At 33.3% G+C, this 18,033-nt stretch carries 16 protein-coding genes and 3 pseudogenes; 5 read left to right on the top strand and 14 right to left on the bottom strand.

Translation table 11 applies throughout. The features are described from left to right. Positions 1 to 12: 12 nt before the first annotated feature. The 3 genes from BM350_RS12610 to BM350_RS12600 form a co-directional block, all read right to left on the bottom strand. On the bottom strand, positions 13 to 1,392 hold the full coding sequence (locus tag BM350_RS12610) for a HAMP domain-containing sensor histidine kinase (RefSeq protein ID WP_090914786.1): 1,380 nt from the start codon (positions 1,390 to 1,392) through the stop codon (positions 13 to 15). Further along, positions 1,385 to 2,032 carry a response regulator transcription factor gene (locus BM350_RS12605; protein ID WP_090914788.1) on the bottom strand — a complete coding sequence of 216 codons (648 nt, stop codon included), beginning with the start codon at positions 2,030 to 2,032 and terminating at the stop codon, positions 1,385 to 1,387. Before BM350_RS12605 ends, BM350_RS12610 begins: the two co-directional genes overlap by 8 nt. 147 nt (positions 2,033 to 2,179) lie before the next feature. Further along, positions 2,180 to 3,037 carry a DegV family protein gene (locus BM350_RS12600; RefSeq protein ID WP_090914790.1) on the bottom strand — a complete coding sequence of 286 codons (858 nt, stop codon included), beginning with the start codon at positions 3,035 to 3,037 and terminating at the stop codon, positions 2,180 to 2,182. Positions 3,038 to 3,722: 685 nt separating this feature from the next. Here BM350_RS12600 and BM350_RS12590 point away from each other — a divergent pair. Beyond that, on the top strand, positions 3,723 to 4,043 hold the full coding sequence (locus BM350_RS12590; RefSeq protein WP_090914792.1) for a hypothetical protein: 321 nt from the start codon (positions 3,723 to 3,725) through the stop codon (positions 4,041 to 4,043). 150 nt (positions 4,044 to 4,193) lie between these two features. On the opposite strand, the gene BM350_RS12585 is transcribed toward BM350_RS12590, so the two are convergent. The 8 genes and pseudogenes from BM350_RS12585 to BM350_RS12545 all read right to left on the bottom strand — a co-directional run bounded on the left by BM350_RS12585 (position 4,194) and on the right by BM350_RS12545 (position 11,420). Continuing rightward, positions 4,194 to 4,901 (bottom strand): cytoplasmic protein, encoded by a 708-nt coding sequence (locus BM350_RS12585; protein WP_090914794.1) that lies wholly within the window; start codon positions 4,899 to 4,901, stop codon positions 4,194 to 4,196. Positions 4,902 to 4,927: 26 nt separating this feature from the next. Continuing rightward, positions 4,928 to 5,638 (bottom strand): polymer-forming cytoskeletal protein, encoded by a 711-nt coding sequence (locus tag BM350_RS12580; RefSeq protein WP_090914796.1) that lies wholly within the window; start codon positions 5,636 to 5,638, stop codon positions 4,928 to 4,930. Between the two features lie 13 nt (positions 5,639 to 5,651). Further along, the gene (locus tag BM350_RS12575) at positions 5,652 to 6,275 is read right to left on the bottom strand and encodes a YhbD family protein (protein WP_090914798.1); all 624 of its coding nucleotides are present in this window, start codon (positions 6,273 to 6,275) and stop codon (positions 5,652 to 5,654) included. A gap of 600 nt (positions 6,276 to 6,875) precedes the next feature. Continuing rightward, positions 6,876 to 8,201, bottom strand: coding sequence for an RNA-guided endonuclease InsQ/TnpB family protein (locus BM350_RS12565; protein WP_170857699.1), 1,326 nt, complete (start codon positions 8,199 to 8,201; stop codon positions 6,876 to 6,878). Positions 8,202 to 8,529: 328 nt separating this feature from the next. Further along, a complete protein-coding gene (locus BM350_RS12560) occupies positions 8,530 to 9,027 on the bottom strand; it encodes a DinB family protein (RefSeq protein ID WP_090914804.1) in 498 nt (165 codons plus the stop codon). A 196-nt stretch (positions 9,028 to 9,223) separates the two neighbouring features. Then, complete coding sequence (locus tag BM350_RS12555; RefSeq protein ID WP_090914806.1) at positions 9,224 to 10,069, bottom strand: hypothetical protein; 846 nt, start codon at positions 10,067 to 10,069, stop codon at positions 9,224 to 9,226. A 65-nt stretch (positions 10,070 to 10,134) separates the two neighbouring features. After that, a pseudogene (locus BM350_RS12550) lies at positions 10,135 to 10,340 on the bottom strand (oxidoreductase); the annotation flags it as partial. A 111-nt stretch (positions 10,341 to 10,451) separates the two neighbouring features. Then, on the bottom strand, positions 10,452 to 11,420 hold the full coding sequence (locus BM350_RS12545; RefSeq protein WP_090914808.1) for an aldo/keto reductase: 969 nt from the start codon (positions 11,418 to 11,420) through the stop codon (positions 10,452 to 10,454). A gap of 169 nt (positions 11,421 to 11,589) precedes the next feature. On the opposite strand from BM350_RS12545, the gene BM350_RS12540 reads away from it, so the two are divergent. Together BM350_RS12540 and BM350_RS28030 are read left to right on the top strand one after the other, a co-directional pair. After that, entirely contained in the window at positions 11,590 to 12,255 is a 666-nt protein-coding gene (locus tag BM350_RS12540; protein WP_090914810.1) for a TetR/AcrR family transcriptional regulator, read from the top strand. 167 nt (positions 12,256 to 12,422) lie between these two features. Beyond that, positions 12,423 to 12,494, top strand: a pseudogene (locus BM350_RS28030) (recombinase family protein); the annotation flags it as partial. A 62-nt stretch (positions 12,495 to 12,556) separates the two neighbouring features. Here BM350_RS28030 and BM350_RS12530 read toward each other — a convergent pair. Then, positions 12,557 to 14,332, bottom strand: a complete 1,776-nt coding sequence (locus BM350_RS12530; RefSeq protein WP_090914812.1) for an SgrR family transcriptional regulator — start codon at positions 14,330 to 14,332, stop codon at positions 12,557 to 12,559. Between the two features lie 100 nt (positions 14,333 to 14,432). On the opposite strand from BM350_RS12530, the gene BM350_RS12525 reads away from it, so the two are divergent. Both BM350_RS12525 and BM350_RS12520 read left to right on the top strand, forming a co-directional pair. Beyond that, the gene (locus BM350_RS12525) at positions 14,433 to 15,644 is read left to right on the top strand and encodes an MDR family MFS transporter (RefSeq protein ID WP_090914814.1); all 1,212 of its coding nucleotides are present in this window, start codon (positions 14,433 to 14,435) and stop codon (positions 15,642 to 15,644) included. A gap of 494 nt (positions 15,645 to 16,138) precedes the next feature. Then, a pseudogene (locus BM350_RS12520) lies at positions 16,139 to 16,450 on the top strand (hypothetical protein); the annotation flags it as partial. 808 nt (positions 16,451 to 17,258) lie between these two features. Here BM350_RS12520 and BM350_RS12515 read toward each other — a convergent pair. Together BM350_RS12515 and BM350_RS12510 are read right to left on the bottom strand one after the other, a co-directional pair. Next, a complete protein-coding gene (locus tag BM350_RS12515; RefSeq protein ID WP_090914816.1) occupies positions 17,259 to 17,654 on the bottom strand; it encodes a cytosolic protein in 396 nt (131 codons plus the stop codon). Positions 17,655 to 17,754: 100 nt separating this feature from the next. Beyond that, positions 17,755 to 18,003 carry a GlsB/YeaQ/YmgE family stress response membrane protein gene (locus tag BM350_RS12510; protein WP_090914817.1) on the bottom strand — a complete coding sequence of 83 codons (249 nt, stop codon included), beginning with the start codon at positions 18,001 to 18,003 and terminating at the stop codon, positions 17,755 to 17,757. Positions 18,004 to 18,033: the final 30 nt, after the last annotated feature.

Below are 18,033 nucleotides of genomic sequence, written 5' to 3'. Positions count from 1 at the left end.
AAAGAGCCTATACTATAAGCTCTTTTCCATATACATATAAAATTGAATTTCCTTTTCAAAAGTACGCACACCATATTGAAAGCCATGTCGCTCAAGTATTCCTTTTACAATAGCTAAACCTAATCCTGTCCCAGATATTTCTTTACTTCTAGATGATTCTAAAACAAAGAAAGGCTCCCAAATCTTTTCAATATCTTTTATGTGTAGTTGATCTGCACCATTTCTAATATTAAATAATACTTGTTCTTCTAACTCTTTAAATTCCACGATAATTTTGTAGTTCGTTGTGTATTTAATAGCATTTGTTATGAGATTGTTGAAAACCCTTTCCATCTGATCTTTATCAGCAGTAATAAACATCTCACTTTGATTCGCTTCAATATCTATTTTTATATTTTTAGACTGTATTTCGATTTCATACTTTTGTAATATAGAATAAAAAAGCGTGACCACATTAAATGTTTCCCTACTAATAGCATCTCGTTCTATTTTAGAAAACCGCAACAATTCTTCTATCAAATTTGAAATATTATCTGTTTGTTTTATAATCGTATCTACATACGTTCCATCGTCTAATCCATCTTTTATTCCTAAAGAATAAGCTTTTACTAACGATATAGGTGTTTTTAATTCATGTGTAATATTTGCCATAAATACTTTTAAATTTTCATTTTTCTGTGTTAAATCTTGATGAGCCTTATTTAATTTATTGCTCATTACATTAATACTCACTGCTAAATCTTCAATTTCATCATTTGTTTTAATGTTTGTTTTTTTAAAGTTTAGATTTGAAATATCTTTTGCAACATCACTTAATTCTTTTAGCGGCCTTGTTATATTTTTAGATAGTACCCATACTAATACAATCACAAGAACAATTGAAAAACCAAATATATATAGGTTAAATTGATTGATCATTTGTATAATTTCATTAGAATGTGCAATAGAAACACCTACTAAAACAAGCATGTCGTCTTTAGCAATAAAACTAGCAAAGAAGCTGGCTTTCAATTTTTCTTGATCATATAATGTATTTACTTTCCCTCCCTCTTTTACATGTTTTAAATCTTCTTTTACAATCCAAAATTTACTTAGTGTAATTTGTTTTTTTGATAGTCGTTCACGTAAAGACCAATTTATATCATCTGCTGTACTATTAATTGGCACATACACAATAGATATATTGTACTGCTGTTCTATTCTTGAAATATCATTTATAAATTCTTCTTTTGACTGCTGTTTTATTTGAGCTGTAACTTTATTTATTTGTTCTTTCGTTTTGTATAAATTATACTTTGGTAAGAAATAATTCGTTAAAAGTAGTGAAATGGTGAAAATTAAAAAAATTGCAATCGATATACTAATGAATAGTTTTTTACCAAGTTTATTCACTATGTTCCTCCAAACTATATCCTAAACCTCGATGTGTTTTTATAATACCTTCTCCTATTTTTTTGCGTAATCTTCTAATATGAGTATCAACCGTTCTTTCTTCTCCAAAATAATCGAATCCCCATGCCATATCTAGTAATTTCTTTCGTGTTAAAATACTTCCTTTATGATATAAGAAGCATTTAATTAGCTCAAATTCTGTTTTTGTTACATCAAGTTCTTCTTCATCTTTATATATTTTATACTTATTCAAATCAATTTTTATATTTTTGATTCGAACAACTTCGCCTTTATTGAGAAGTTTCTTTGCTCGCGTAATTAAAATTCCTGGATGAAATGGTTTTTTTACATATTCATCTGCTCCGCAATTTAGTGCTGTTAATTCATCATCATTTTCACTTTTTGCTGTGAGCATTAAAACTTTTATACTGGAATTTTTCTTCATTTCTTTACAAACAGATAAGCCATTTATTTTCGGCATCATCCAATCTAAAATTGCTAAATCTATTTTCTCATGATAGAAGGTATGTAAAGCTTCCTCTCCATCTTTAGCTAAAAAAACTTGAAAGCCTTCCTTTTCAAAATAAGCTTTTAAAATTTTCAACATATCTTGTTCATCATCAGCAATTAATATCCTCATATTATTCCCCCGTATACAATACATATATTTTACTAATATACTCTCTCATTTCTGCTATTTCCATTTATGATTATAATTAGTGTTTGTTACAGCAAAGTGACAAATAAAAAAGAAAAAGCCCCTTATTTTCAAGAGACTTTTTCCTTCTTATAGTTCATTTAAGAAAAAGATAGCTAATGTTCCCGGACCAGCATGGGCTCCTACAGCCGCACCAATTGAATTTACTACAAATACTTTGCATCCAAATTTTTCAGTAATCATTTCTGCTAATATGTTAACACTTTCTAAATCATCACCGTGTGAAATTCCAATTGTTTGATTTTCAAGGTCCTTACCCCTTGTTTCCATCATATCTATTATATGTTGAAATACTTTCTTCCGGCCGCGTATTTTTTCTAGCGGAATAAGTTTTCCCTCTTCTATGTTTAAAATAGGCTTAATATTTAATAAACCACCTATAAACCCTGCTACTTTACTTAATCGTCCACCACGAACTAAATATTGTAAATCTGCAACAGTAACTATGTGTTCCATATGCTTAGTCATAAATGCAATACGATTTAATACTTCTTCTTTTGTTGCTCCGCTTTGTGCCAGTTTGGCAGCTTCTAATACAACTAATCCTTGACCAATTGATACACATTTTGTATCAATAATATCTAAAGAAAAATTAGGGTATGTTTCTTTTACTTCCTCTTTTACAAGAACAGAAGATTGATATGTGCCAGAAAGCTCGGAAGAAAAAGCTAAATAAATACAGGTAGCATCTTGTTTTGCGTATGTAGTAAATACTTCTTGAATTTTTTCTAAAGAAGGTAATGATGTTTTATATACTTTTCCTTCTCTCATATTTCGAAGTAAGTCAATCGGATCTAGTGTTATCCCGTCAAAAAATTCATTTTCTTGTTCATCATATACACGAAGAGGGATAACCTCTATATCATAAGTATGAAGCAGTTCTTTCGGTAAGTCCGCCGCACTATCTGTAATAATTTTTATTGTCATTGTTCGTTAAACCTCAATTCTTTTATAAATACATAACAGTCCGATTCGTCTCCTCTAAATTATATATGCAATACAAAAATTAAGAAAGGGAAAAATTATATATATAACATTTCTACTATATTGTATTCACACACGGAAGCAACAATGAATTTTTTCTAAAATATATATCCATTTTAATTTTCCGACATCTTTGTCTAGCTCTACCTTCTAGTCGGCTCCGCTTTTCTTTATGATCCAGCTCCAGCGGCTAGAACAGTCGGTGGCTTCGCGTCTTCCGCCGAGGCAAAAAGCGCCTCTATGTCAGAAGCTCCATCCCCCTCTTGTTCTGAGCGAGCCGCTTCCGCTTTTCTTTATAAGTCGTTGCTATGCAGAATACAACATAACCTATACTCGTTTTTTCTTTTTGTTTTAAACCTTGTATGTGGTAAGACCGTTTCTATGCACAGCCAGATGCTCCCCTTAAAAAGAAAGAGGGTATGTCATTTTTTAACTTGTATACATAAAGTGAAACTTCCATCAGTGGGGGTTTTACTGCCCACGAATAGCGGGATAAATAAAAAATCGATAAAAGTTTATAGAATTGTATTACTTTTTATTTATAGCTATGTTACTGTTTCATGTTTTTCATAAAAAACGTTATAATAATATATAGCCTCTTAGATTAAGAAATAAAGGAGAATAGAATATGGCTAAAATTAAAGTATATCAACCAAAAGAAGAGCATGTAGATGCAGTAAAAAATATAATTGATGTTGAGGAATTAAACCCATCAGCTACTGATTTACAAAATTTATATGCATGTGTATTAGAAACTGAAGATATGTCTTTACCTGAATCTTACATCGAAGAAGATATTTTAATCGACTCTGTTGAAGGAATGGTAAATGCTTCAGCAAATAAAGTAAAAAATTTAGGAACGTATGATGTAATTGAAATACATAATAAGGGTAAGAAATTACAAATTTTATTATTAGCAGATGAAGAATACGAAATTATTGAAGAATAATTCCAGTTTGTGGTTTCTGAATCATTAAAATAAAAGCACTCTCTTCATATGAAGGGAGTGCTTTTATTCAATTTACTTAAACTTTTCTCTAAATCTTGAGGTTAAACACGGAATAAAATAGCTCTTAAATCATGTTTTTCAGTACTCCCGCTATATTTGTTTATATTCTTTCACAATTGATTGATCTGCATTTTTGTAACTTTCGTGATATTCTACCACACCGATTTCACACTCTGGACCAATCGTAACATTGTTACCTCGAACAACATCAGCTTTTGTGTATTCAAGATAAATCTCATCCCCTTCGATTATATTGGCATGAAGATATCCTCCGTGTTTTGAGAAAGGAAAAAACGATGATTTTTTTTGAACTGTAATTTTCTCGCCGCCTATTTCTTTTACATTGCTGTGCTCATATCTTAGAATGATATTAATATTTCCCGCATTCAGCATATCTGTAATCGTAAAGCCTCCATTTAATGTAAAATCCTCTGCTTCTAAGTTTCCTTTCACATTTATTCCACCTGTTATATCGATCTCTTCACCAGTAAAATTTTCACCAATGTCAAACATCCCTCGTACTTTTGTACGTTTCACTTCTGCCGGACCACTAACTTCAAGATTACCGTTAACTTTCACATTTTCTGAATGTAAATCTCCACGAATTTTCGTCTCTCCAAACACAGTTACCATGTGTGCTTTTACATTTCCTTGCACTTCACTCGCTCCATACGTCTTAAACGCATCGCAATCAATATCATCCAAAATTGTTCCTTCTCCGCGAATTTTGACATTTTTGTAGGTACCGCCTGATGAATTACCAGAACCATTTAAACTAAGGTTATACTGTTCTTTCATGCTATCTTTCCCTTTCTATTAAAAATTTAAATTTTTCGACTTTCTTTTACGTTAGCGTTTTTATCGATTGTACAAACCCCTGTATATTCAATAAGATTAATTTCACAATTTGGTCCAATCGTAACATTGTTACCTCGAATTGTGTTCGTGTTTGTATACTCAACTATAATATTGTCCCCTTCTATTAACTCTGTTTCCATTCGAGGAGTAAACATTGTTTCGAAGAGCCAACTTAAAGCGGATTTCTTATATTTTATATTAATCGTTTGACCGCCTATTTCTTTTGCTTTACATTCTCCGTGCATATCAATAAAAATATCATCTGCACTCAATAAGCCACCCACGATAAATTGTCCTTCTGAATTGAATGTATCTACTTCACAATTCCCATCAATAATTGCTTTACCGCGAATATTCATGTCCTCACCAGATACATTTCCTCCGACTGTTCCTTTACCGGAAATTTTTATTTTCTTTACAACCGCATCCTGTTGTATACTGCCGCTGCCTTCAATGCTCATTTGCATGGCATCTATTTTTCCATTTATCTTTCCGGAACCACTTATTTTTACTGTCTCAGCTTTTATATCTCCATTTACATGACCAGAACCGTTACATTCGAAATCCACACATTCTAAATCCCCATTTACTGTCCCTCTTCCGTTTAATTGTACATTGCGAAACTGCCCTCCGTTCGACATTCCATGTCCATTAATTAATAAGTCATCTGTTTTCACTACTTTCCCTCCATCATAACAACTTTGTTTTTAATTCTTCTGTACAAATCATTAAAGGTAAACGTATAACAATTTTAGTACCCTGATCAAAATATAAATCCTCTACACTCGAAAGTAAGAAACATGTTGAAATACCTAACTTTCGAATAAAAATAAGCTCACCATGTTTGTTCTTCATCATTTCATAGTGCTCATTTAAAACATGTAAAACCATTTTTCCTTCTTCAAGGCTAATCTCTCCAGACTGAAGTACTTTTTCTAAAATATAAATAAAAAGGATTTTTGCAAAACGAAATTCATTCATTTCTTGATTTTGCTCTATAAAAACACGGACCACTGATTCTGAAGCAATCCCACGTTGTATAATTTCTTCCTTTGTTAAACAAACCTCATTCACATTTGGTGAAAACATATCCGCCAAATCATCAAGAGATAAATTTTCTTTCATCGTTTGAATTTTTTCGATTCTATCTAAAATCTTTTCTTTAGGAAAAAACGTCTCCTGCCCTGTAAACGTGGATTTTCGCACAAACCAATCTTCTGGTATTAGGTTTTTTCTTTTCCACCTATATAGCTGACCATAGGAGATTCCAGTAAGATCTAGCAAATCTTTTTTCGAAATTAAGTCCTGACTCAAAATTTTGCTCTCCCTTCTTTTTATTCAATGTAACATAACACTGTTACGCTGTAAAGATGCATTTTCCCATTTTTATGAAAAATAGACTAAAATCATAACTATGCTTAATGGCCAGCTATTCGTCAATATGAAGAATATATTTCACAATCCATTTCAAAGGTAACTGATGCTATTTTATTTTCAAATAAAAAGAGACTTCCTCATGGTGATAGGAAGTTTCTTTTAACATTATGTTTTATATCAATTTCTATTTTCCTATTTCGGCAAAATACTTAATGCTTGCTGTAATCTCTTCACGAACACGCTGGAACTCAGACCATTATTTCCTACTGGATCGTCAAATCCATTTACTTACTGAATATGGATTTGAAAAAATCATTCAAGAAAAATTTATGTCGGGCTTACAATATAGCCCAAAAGAATATAGGTCAGAATACTAGTGAACTACCCACCACTTAACGACCTTACGGTCTGTTTGAAGTGGGGGCTTCAAAAGTCAAAAGACTTTCTCTTTTATTGCTAATTCATCCACAAGCCTAGCGACTCATGTCCAAAGCCTTGAATTCGCGGCGTCCCTACCGCTAATAAAATCGATACAAACTACGCAATTATACTTTGTTCGTGCAGAATACGAATGCCATAATATTTTAGATTACGACCCGCATTGTAATCTCTATCGATTTTCGTGCCACAATTATCGCACGTATAGATTCTTTCAGATAATTTTAACTTATCTTTTTTGTGATTACACTCACTGCATAATTTACTCGATGCAAAATACTTATCCGCAACGATATAATATTTGCCTTTTTTCTTAGATTTGTACTGTAACATCGTTCGAAACATACCAAATCCATTATCATGTAGCTTTTTTCCTAAACTCAAACATTGTGCAAGGTTACTTAAGTTCAAATCTTCTACAACAATGGCATGATAATCATTGGTTATCTGATTACTTTTCTTGTGTAGAAAATCTTTTCTTTGGTTTTTTGCTTTTGTTGTTACTTTTTGATATTCTTTCACTTGCTTTTCATAATTTTTACTATATACAATATTTCCTGTTTCATCTGTTTTTGCATTGTTCTTTTTGCGTGCTAAGGATTTATTTATTCTTCGTTGCCTTTTTTCTATGATTTTGTTATACCGACTGTACTGAGCTGTTCGTCCTTCGCTGTCTACATACAATTCGCTTTGACTGTAATCTAGTCCAATTACTTCGTCAGCAGTCACTAATTCTACTTGTTTTTCATTTGGACAAAAATAATCAACAGAAAGAGAAACAACATATTTTGATCCTTCTCGCTTAATTGTTGCTTTTTTAATGATTCCATCCATCGGTAATTCTCGATGTAGATGAATAGAAATACCTTCTTGAAACTTTGGAATACATAAAAAATAAGAACCGTTTTCTTGTGTGATTTTTATGTTTCCGTTGGTTTGATTCGTAGTATAGCTTAATTTCCCCTGTTTTTTACTATGGAATTTAGGCATGCCTTTTATATCTTTCAACGTAGGAACATAACCGATTGTTTGCATCTTTTTACGAACTGACTTTTTATATTGAATAGGTTGTTTCGCGTAGGTTTCATTATATTTTTTAATGGCTGCCTGGAATCTCATTTTTGCGTCATTATAAACAAAAGAATCATTACTTTTATCTAAGTAATCATATTTGGCCGTGATCGTTGTATAATTTGGAACTTTATAACGAATACATCCACTTTCAAAACCGATAGATTCTAAATATTCATACAAACCAGAGACATATTCGTTATACACTTTTCGTTCACATCCAAACGATTTTTCTAATTTCGTTACTTGTTCAGGTGTGGGAAAAATAGCGTATCGAAATGCATAGGTAGACCATCCATCCGGTAACGACTTTTTTGTTCCTTTTATATGCACACCCTCTTTTGTGGTTGCCATATACCTTCTCCTTTCTTTCGTATTTTCATATTTATTATATCGCATAGTCTCAAAAGTACATACAAAGAACATATATAGGCTGTCGCCTATCGAAAATTCATCCCCCACCTACTCGCTGGACTACACACTTCTCGCTCCTTGAGGAAGGGGACTTCTTTTCGGTAAATATGTTAAAAGAAAAAACCGCCTGTTTTAACAGGCGGTTTCTCTTCACATAATGGCGCTCAACTCTTCTTACAACTTTCCATTTCCTCAAAAATTCACTTAATATCCGCAATATAATTATATTGAATCACTTCAAAGGAAAGGGTTCAACCCATAACCTTGTTTAGACCGGATATCCGCCTGTTGGCGGTGGCCAAGCACTAAATAATCTACGAATCAGTACGATTTCTCCTAAATGGTAGGAATTGTGAGATGCAATATTGCGTAGCACACCGCCCGGGGTTTCACCAGGCCAGCTCTCCAATGGTTTGTCCAATTGAACATTTTGGGCAACCGTGCAAGCCTGTTCAATCCCCTGAAGAAAATACTGAATAGTCTGTTTCCACTCTTCCTCACTGCCAGGGCATTCTTCTTCAGGCCAGCTCTCTCTCACATGGAAAGGCAGTGCAGGCTTTTCGTCCTGAGCGGCTAATAAGAGAAAATCTTGCCAGTAGGTCATGTGTTTCACTAATTGATAAATAGAATAAGGCAGTTCCTCTCTGCGTTTCCCTGCAAGAGCCACGTCTATATCCGACAAAGCATTCTTGATGGGAAGATGTCCTCGTTCTCCTTTTAACGATTTTACTAATGCCTCGCTAAACGCTGTATTTGATTGCTCCATAATAACCGACTCCCATGCTGTTTTATTTTTTAATTTGCGGATTTTATTGTTCCGCTCCCTTTATTCGCGCTAAATATATTATTATAGAAGATTTATGACCATTACGGGAAAATAAAACGAGAAAAAAATAACAAGAATCATCGACTTCTTAACGTGCAATTTTCTTGTTTTGTTCAGATCAAGACTATATTTTAAATTATTCTACTATTTGAAATGGCTTTGTTTGAGTTACTTTCATCATTTTCATACGAGCAAATCTCTCATCTAAATTATTTTCAAGTACCCATTCATGATGCGTTTCTGCGACCATCGGCTTATTTTCAACAGAAATACCTTCCCATTCAAAATCTACGGAAACACTTATTGTATTATCTGCATTTTCTGTAACTGAGAGATTTTTCGGATAATGTCCGCTTCCCTTCACTTGACTCGGAGCGGTTGATAACCATTCGTTAAATCCTTTTAATGTATCGATTTTAGAAGCTGTACTTAAATTCAATTCAAATGGTTCTGCTAGTAGTTCTTTGAATTTGTCACCGTTCACAGATGCTGTTTCCATTAAATATAACCAATAATGCATAAATGATTTTGCTCTATTGTCTGCATAGGCAGATGTAAATTCTGGATTTTCTACAGTACCGATTGGCTCTAAATGGACCTTTGTAAAAAGAGGCAAGTCGTTCTCTCTAAGTTTCAGGATTGTTGAATAATGAATTCTATAGCTGTATCTACTATCATCTGGGCGTATATTTTGATAAAGAATATCTGCTTCTAATGAAAGTTCCTCATCGTTCAACTGTTTGATTGATGCGTTTTCAACATGATGCGCATTTTGCCATCCTTCAAACATTCTTAATCTATCTGCTAAACCCATTTTACCTTTCGTCGTTCCAGCTTGCGATGAAATTTCGACTTCATCCGCTAAAATATCTAACTGATTATCAATACGTGCTTTGTTAAATGGGACTTCATATACTTGATACCAACGATAGTATTGTATTAATGCTAAATGATTATTTTGAATGTCTGCAAATTTCCCCATGTTTTTTACGCTCCTTTAGGATTTAAATTGATTATGATTTAAAACTTCAAATTGGGTACACTAAATTATTTTCTTATTCTTGTCACATGCGGAAAAATCGGGTCTCTTAATTGAAACTCATACGTTTCTCCATTCACAATACCAACAACCTTGTCGCTATCATAAAGTTCTAACATAAATCCAGCCATTTCTTTTGCAGTATGAAATTTAGGAATTACACCTTCATATTGGAATTCATCTGCCCAAAAGAACGTTTAGCAAATCCCGTTTCATACCCAATTCCTGAACTAGCACCCGGAATAACTGTATATTTCATATAAATCCCTCCTAGATTTTATTTAATTGACTTTATTGTGAAAGAACTATGAATTGATAATCAATCTTAATATCGATTACCAATCGTACTACCAATTGGCGCAATTGTATTTAAATATGCTAGTTCTTCTTTTGTTAAAGTAATTTCAAGAGCTGCCACATTTTGTTCCAAATACTTCACTCGCTTTGTACCTGGAATTGGTACGATTCCTTCGCCTTGTGCAACAACCCAAGCAAGTGCTAATTGTGCAGGCGTGCATTCTTTCTTTAGCGCAAGCCGTTTAATTCCTTTGACAATTTTCATATTAGAAGCAAACGCTTCTTCTGAAAAACGCGGATTATAATATCTCCAATCATCAGGTGTTAATTGATCACGACTTGTTATATTACCCGTTAAAAACCCACGACCGAGTGGACTATACGGAACAAATCCAACGCCTAATTCACGGCAAGCCTGCAAAATATCTTTCTCTGGTTCGCGAGACCAAAGGGAATATTCTGTTTGAACAGCGGAAATTGGATGAATTGTATGAGCTGTTTTTAATTGTTCAACCGTTACTTCAGATAGTCCAATATAACGCACTTTTCCTTCTTGTACTAAATTTTCCATCGCCCCTACAGTTTCTTCAATTGGTGTATTTGGATCAACACGATGTAGATAATATAAGTCGATGTAGTCTGTTCCTAATCTTCTTAAACTTGCTTCACATGCTTCCTTCACATATCGAGGAGAACCGTTGTATCCTAGTGATTTTGTTTCATTTCGCAGCGCTCCAAACTTCGTTGCAATTTTCACATCATGCCGAACTCCTTGTAACGCTCTCCCTACTAGTTTTTCATTTGTTCCTATTCCCTCTTCATCATATCCATAAATATCTGCTGTATCGAACATTGTAATTCCAAATTCAAAAGCACGGTGAATTGTTTTTGTCGCCTCTGTCTCATCTGTTTGACCATAAAATTCAGACATCCCCATACAACCTAATCCGATTTCTGCTACTTCTAAACCTTGTGAACCTAGTTGCTTCTTTTTCATAAATTCGCCTTCTTTCAAAAAGTTGGTGTAAAAAGAGAATAACATACACCCAAAAACAAGTAAACTATTTTTATATTTTTGGTTCAATTAGTATAAAGGGTTTAATTAGTTTAATTTGTGTAAATTCATAAATTAACTTATAATAAAATGAATCGCAAGGAGGGTTGTTATGTTAAATAACAATATTGATAATCAAGCAGAAATGAGAAAAAAGCTCATTTTTAAATTATTACCAATTGTAAAAAAACAAGGTATAAGCCCATTACGAACAGATGATATTGCTCGTTACATGGATATTAGCAAAGCAACTATGTACAAATATTTCTCATCAAAAGATGAGATTATCCAATACATCGTCAAGGTTTATGCCGAATATATTACTAGTATTGATCAAACCATTTTTGAAGAATCAGTCCCGTTCGGAGAGCGTTTTCAAAAAACATTTGAGCAGTCATTACTCATTGCTATATATATATCTGATACCTTTATATTAGATTTAAAACATAGTGCTCCTGTACTATATGAACAAATCATACAAGCTCAAAACGAACGAAATAATAAATTAAAAAAATTCTATGAAGAACATATAAATAAAGAAGTGTTCAACAAGATAAACCCTGCACTCATCCTTATCCAAGACGATGTACTACTGCGGAAGCTCTTTGAACCTACAATTTTAATTCAAAACAATATGACTTTATATCAAGCACTTTTTGATTATTACATTCTTAAAAAGCAACAAGTCATTCATCATAAATATAAGGACGAGATAGATGATTCAAAAATGGTATCCACAATACAGTATATTGTTCAAAAAGTATCAAGTTATATATAGACAAGATGCTAACTAACACTTTTTTTACATCCATTTCTTTCAACATTTAAAGACCTTATAGGGAGCTATCAAGCTAATACAACAAATTACCCCCTAAAATGAAAAATGCGCTATTCCTTCTATAAGAATCATAAGAAAGGATAGCGTTTTTGTATGGGAGGAACTATATGAAATTTGGATATATGCGAGTATCTACAGTTGACCAAAATGTAGATCGCCAAGAACAACAATTAAACGAAACCGCCCCGAGTTAAATCGTACGACGATCGAAGAAATGATGGGTTATGAGCACTTTATTTTATTACTTTGTTACGTTATATGTATGCTTAAACCATATATGATAAAAGTTAATCCAGCCCTGGGAGTTAATTGCTACATTTTGTATAGTCTCATGCGTATGTATCGTCATATAATTTCGATACAAAGGAATGATATGAATATTCTCTAACAGCTCCTGTTCTGTTTCCCCTAACAATTGCATACGCATACTCCGGTTCTGTTCCTTAAATACACGTTTCAACTTCTCATTTAAATTGAAAGAACTATGCTGATGAAGAAAACTATTGGTCGTTAGTAGTAAATATAGATAACTTAATTCAGCGTGCTCGCTTATTGTAGCACTATCATGAATCAAATCAGCTTCTTGTATTGTTCGAAATGTAAGAAGTTCGTGTGCATCTAAAAAAGATAATTCTATTTTAATTCCATACTTAGCACATTCCCTTTGAATCCAATGTGAATCCTCAACATGATCTTGCTCTTGAAAGGTACATAAATATAATGTTTCTCCGTTATATCCACTATTTCCTAATAACTCTTTGATTGAACTTTCTTTACTTATTTCATTGGTTTTTCCTAATAACAGATTCGTCGCTACTTCTTTGCGTTCACCTTTTAAATCGTTTAATATTTGCATGCCATTGATAATCTGTTTTAATGCTTGTCGAAAAACCATATGTTGCATAGGACCTTGTTTTTTTGTATTGAGTGTTATATATGTTACGTTCGCTTCTAATTGAGACATTTCTTTTTGAACGTCCTTTCTATCATGCTGTAAAGAATCTAATAAAACTTCATAGCCGCTATGACTACTTATATCTTGTGAATACCAAAGCTCAATACGATCAAGAAATGGGCGCTCACGAAAATACAAAGGATTTACTTCTAAAATAAGTAGTGCATCATTATTTTTAACGAGTTTGAATGGACCTGTTCCATTTAATATGTATTGATTATTCTCCTTTGCATGCGATTCGGAAATAATAGAACAATGTTCCCCACCTAAAATATGTAAAAATAATTCATTTTCTCTTTGTAAATGAATTTCAATCGTATATTCATCTACAATATGTATTCTTTCAATATCTTGTAGCATCCAACGATAAGGATTGTCTTTTGTACTTAAAAAACGAGTGAAAGTATATTTGACATCATGTGCAGTAAACGATTTTTGATTATGAAAATGAACGCCTTTGCGGAGATAAAATGTCCATATTTTATGTGTATGATTGTATTCCCAATAAAAAGCGAGGCGCGGTTCAACTTCATTCGTTATTTCATTATAATGAACAAGCGTATCACAAACATGCTTAACAATGTGACACTCAGAACGAAGAGTTACATACATAGGATCTAGACATGTAATTGGTTGTATGCGCATGTTTAAACGTAAAACATCGATTCTTCCTTGCGGTGAATGTTCAATGTGGTATCCAAAAAGTGTATCAATCCAAATTTGGAATTGTTCTATTATGTAGGGAAAATGCTCTGCATATGTTTGAATGAAATTTTTTCCATTTTTAATTTCACCTTGCTTTACAAGTTCTTTTCCTTTTTCAAAAATAAGCGTTGCCGGATCTTGTAAAAAAGCGATTTTCGAGCGATTTCCTCTTCCGCGTCCTGGAAACCAACTAATCCATTGTATTTCTTCTAGTTTTTTTATTGTGAATTTGCTATTTCGATCTGTACAATATAATGATTTTGAAATGTCTTGCAGCGATATTTCTATGTTTTCACTAAGTTCTTTCCCCTTTGCATAATGCAGCCAAAGTTGTATGTAATGGTCCAAAATGATCATGCATATCCCCCTAAAAGATGAAAAATTTCTTTGCTTCATTCTACTCTTTTTCCTCTTTCCTTTCCATCATAAAATTTCCATATAGAAAGGAGAGAATGAAATGATGACATTTGCAAAACGTTACAGTAAACCTATATGGATCCGGTTGTTTGGAGAGCTATTAACAAGTATAACAGGAGCAATGCTCGCACTAATTTTTATCATATATGTAAACAAAGCATTAAATGGAAACGCCTTGTTTACAATGTTACTTTTTGGGCTGCAACCGCTTAGTGAAATTATCTTTACACTTTTTGGCGGTAGCATTACAGATCGATATGGACGAAAAAAAATTATTCTAACTGGACTATTATTACAAGCATGCGCTATGACTGGTTTTATTTTTGCCGAATCCGTTATACTATTTGCTCTCTTTTACATTATGAATGGTCTAGGGCGTTCTCTTTATATTCCTGCACAACGAGCACAAATTGCTGATGTAACAGAGAAAGAAAAGCAAGCCGAAGTATTTGCTCTCATTCAAACAGTTGGAGCAGTCGGAGCAATCATTGGTCCTGCACTTGGATATCTATTCTACAATGATAATCCAATTATTCTTTTTATCTTAGAAGCTACTGCTTTATTTCTCTATTCTATTCTTGTGTGGGCACAACTTCCAGAAACTGCTCCCCTATTACAACATGATGAACAAAGAACTACACCTACGAATTGGAGAAATTTTTTATCACAACATTTTAGTGTGTTTGGACTTATGATCTTTATGTTGCCGATTAGTTTTTTCTACGCTCAAATAGAAACAAACTATCGAATATATGCCGAAAAAGAATTATTCACAAATTTTATGTTTGTTTTTACTTTCATGGCTTCATGTAAAGGAATCATGGAAATTGTTTTGCAAGTAGGAGTCGTAAAATGGGCAGAGAAATTTTCTATGCAAAAAATTATTGTTATCTCTTATGTTTGTTATACGATTGCTGCGATGGGCTACGGCTACTCTCATACATTATGGTTACTATTTTTCACAATACTTATTTTAACAATTGGAGAAAGTATAGCTTTAAATCATCTGTTACGTTTCGTTTCCGAATTAGCCCCGGAACATATGCGAGGGATTTATTTCTCTATTTACGGTACGCACTGGGATATTTCACGCATGCTTGGTCCAGCAGCTGGAGCGTTATTATTACAACACTTTAGCGGGAGTTTCTTATTTAATATTTGTGCCGTTTTTCTTATTATTGGCGGCACCTGCCAATATCTTTTTATAACTTATATTCTTAAACAAGACAAAGCAAAAAGGCTGTCCGCATAAGGAGCAGCCTTTCTTATTTAATTAAGCTTCAATCTCTTTACCGTCTTCTACGATGTGATATTATATGGAGAACGAATTAACTTTTTATCTATTTGTAATATCACATTTTTATTAATGACATATCAGTAAGAACGCATATGATCCATCCAATAATCCTCTCCTCTAATTATTTATAAAAAACACTTCCGATAATGTTATGTTAACTTTACATGTATACAATATGCAAAAAGAAAACATCAGAAGGATCGAAATTCTCCCTGATGTGAAATCATTCCCTTACTTACTTTCCACTAGTAACATATTCATAATGATAAAAAATGATTGACCTTATAATATCTCCCCTCTTTTACACCAAAATAGACTCCTACCTCTGGGGATTTATCCGTTACCAACATTCGCCTGTCTGAATTAACTATAATGTAAAAATAAAAACAAGGGAGACCCATGTATGAAATCAGATGATTTGATGGTTTCCTAGAAAGGATGAATGCATCTTGTCTTTTCCAAATATCCCTAATATCACACCTACCATTTCTATTTCTACTGCACAGACGATTCCATTGCTTTTAAGCTCCATTGCTCTAGAAGAATTAGCTTTGGCCCATATTATCAATGCTGAGGCTGAGAAGCTTCAATTTGTTTTAGGAACATTACCGCCGGGAAGAACTACACTTTCTCCTCCAGTAGTTACGATATCTAATCTTCTTACTGTCGACTCAAGTGTACAAAGAACCCTTCGCGATGTCATCAAAAAGGAAATGCTGCTTGAGTTCAAATTTGAAAATGTTCTGGATCTATTAGCAACTGTATCTCCTCTCCCTCCTCCATCCACAACAACGATTACCCTGAACGCTAATCCAACTACTATTAATATAATAGCGCCTATTCCCTCAACTCTTTCTGGTCAAGTGTTGGTGAATGGAAGTCCCCCTCCAATAGGTACACCGGTTTCCTTTACAGTAAGTGATCCTATTCTTGGTACTATATCTTCTAACCCTGCTCTTACAGATCCATCTGGCTTTTTTACGGCAACTTTCTCATCTAGTTTTTTACCTGGGACAGTAAACATTACCGCTTCTGCTTTGGGAGGAATCAGTGACCCCGTCACTATTACCATTTTTTGATGAATACTTACAACTCTTTCTAGTCAAGTGTTAATTGATGGAAGCGTCCCTATTGTCGGTATTCCTGTTGCTACCACTACTGATGCTTCAACTTTTATAGTCATTGACGGACCTGAATCAGTAATTGTTACTGCTATACTTCTTACCTTAGGAACAAGGACCCTTAATATCAGCATTACCATTATTGACTGCGATTAACTATTATTTTATCTACTGCTGGATATGTAGTGAATGATTCCATAAAAGAATTTAATACTACTTTTTCTAGACGGGCATTGATTGATGATAGAAACAAAAAACGAGCTGAATGAATATTAGCTCGTTTTTTATATATAACAGAAATTTTACTAGCAAGATGCATATTTTATATTTTAAAAAGATGACAGAATCTTGAACCTTGTCTGAACGCGACTTCATTTGGATAACTAATGTTTGCAAATACCATAAAATGCGGTTTCCAAAATGTTAGAAACCGCATTTTACCAAGGTTTTAAGCTTCAATCTCTTTACCATCTTCTACGATGTGATAAAGTAAATGAGCTAAATGATGAATTGGACCATATTCTTCCTCTTCTTCATCAGTTTCACCTTGGAATTCAAGATCATTTAAATACAGGGCTACAAATTGATAAAATAGTTTTAAATCAAAACCGTAGCACGCGCTTGGTTCTTCTTGATCCCCTTCATATTGAAGCATTAAATATTGCTCATTACCTTCAGCATCTTCTGCATCAAAGAAGACAAAAAAACCTACATTTGTATCTAAATCAAACAGATGACGTGTACCGCCTTCTGTTGCTTTATTAAAGTCATCTTCACTTAATTTATAAACAGTCGTTGCTTTTGCATTATCTTCTTGATGAAAATTAACTGTAAAATTTTTCATGTTGACACCTCCAAATATTATGTCACTAGCATAACAGATTTATCAATATAACACAAAATGAAAAAAAGGACTGTTTACTCAAGTAAACAGTCCTCATACTTTACTTTTTCATCATGCGAAGCAAAAAGCTAACAATAAAAATAAGAATAACGGAACCAATTAAAGCTGGGACAATAGAAAAACCACCAATCACAGGGCCGAATTTGCCAAGAAGTGATGTACCTATCCAAGATCCAATAATCCCCGCAATAATATTACCAATTACACCACCAGGAACATCTTTTCCAATAATCAAGCTAGCAAACCATCCTAAAATGCCGCCAATAATTAATGACCATAAAAATGCCATGCGCTGTTTCCTCCTTAAAATTGTAAACAT

The organism is Bacillus sp. 103mf, from assembly GCF_900116295.1.
Taxonomy (GTDB): Bacteria; Bacillota; Bacilli; order Bacillales; family Bacillaceae_G; genus Bacillus_A; species Bacillus_A bruguierae.
Note: the sequence above shows the minus strand (reverse complement) of the source record. Positions and strands in the feature narration are given on the sequence as shown.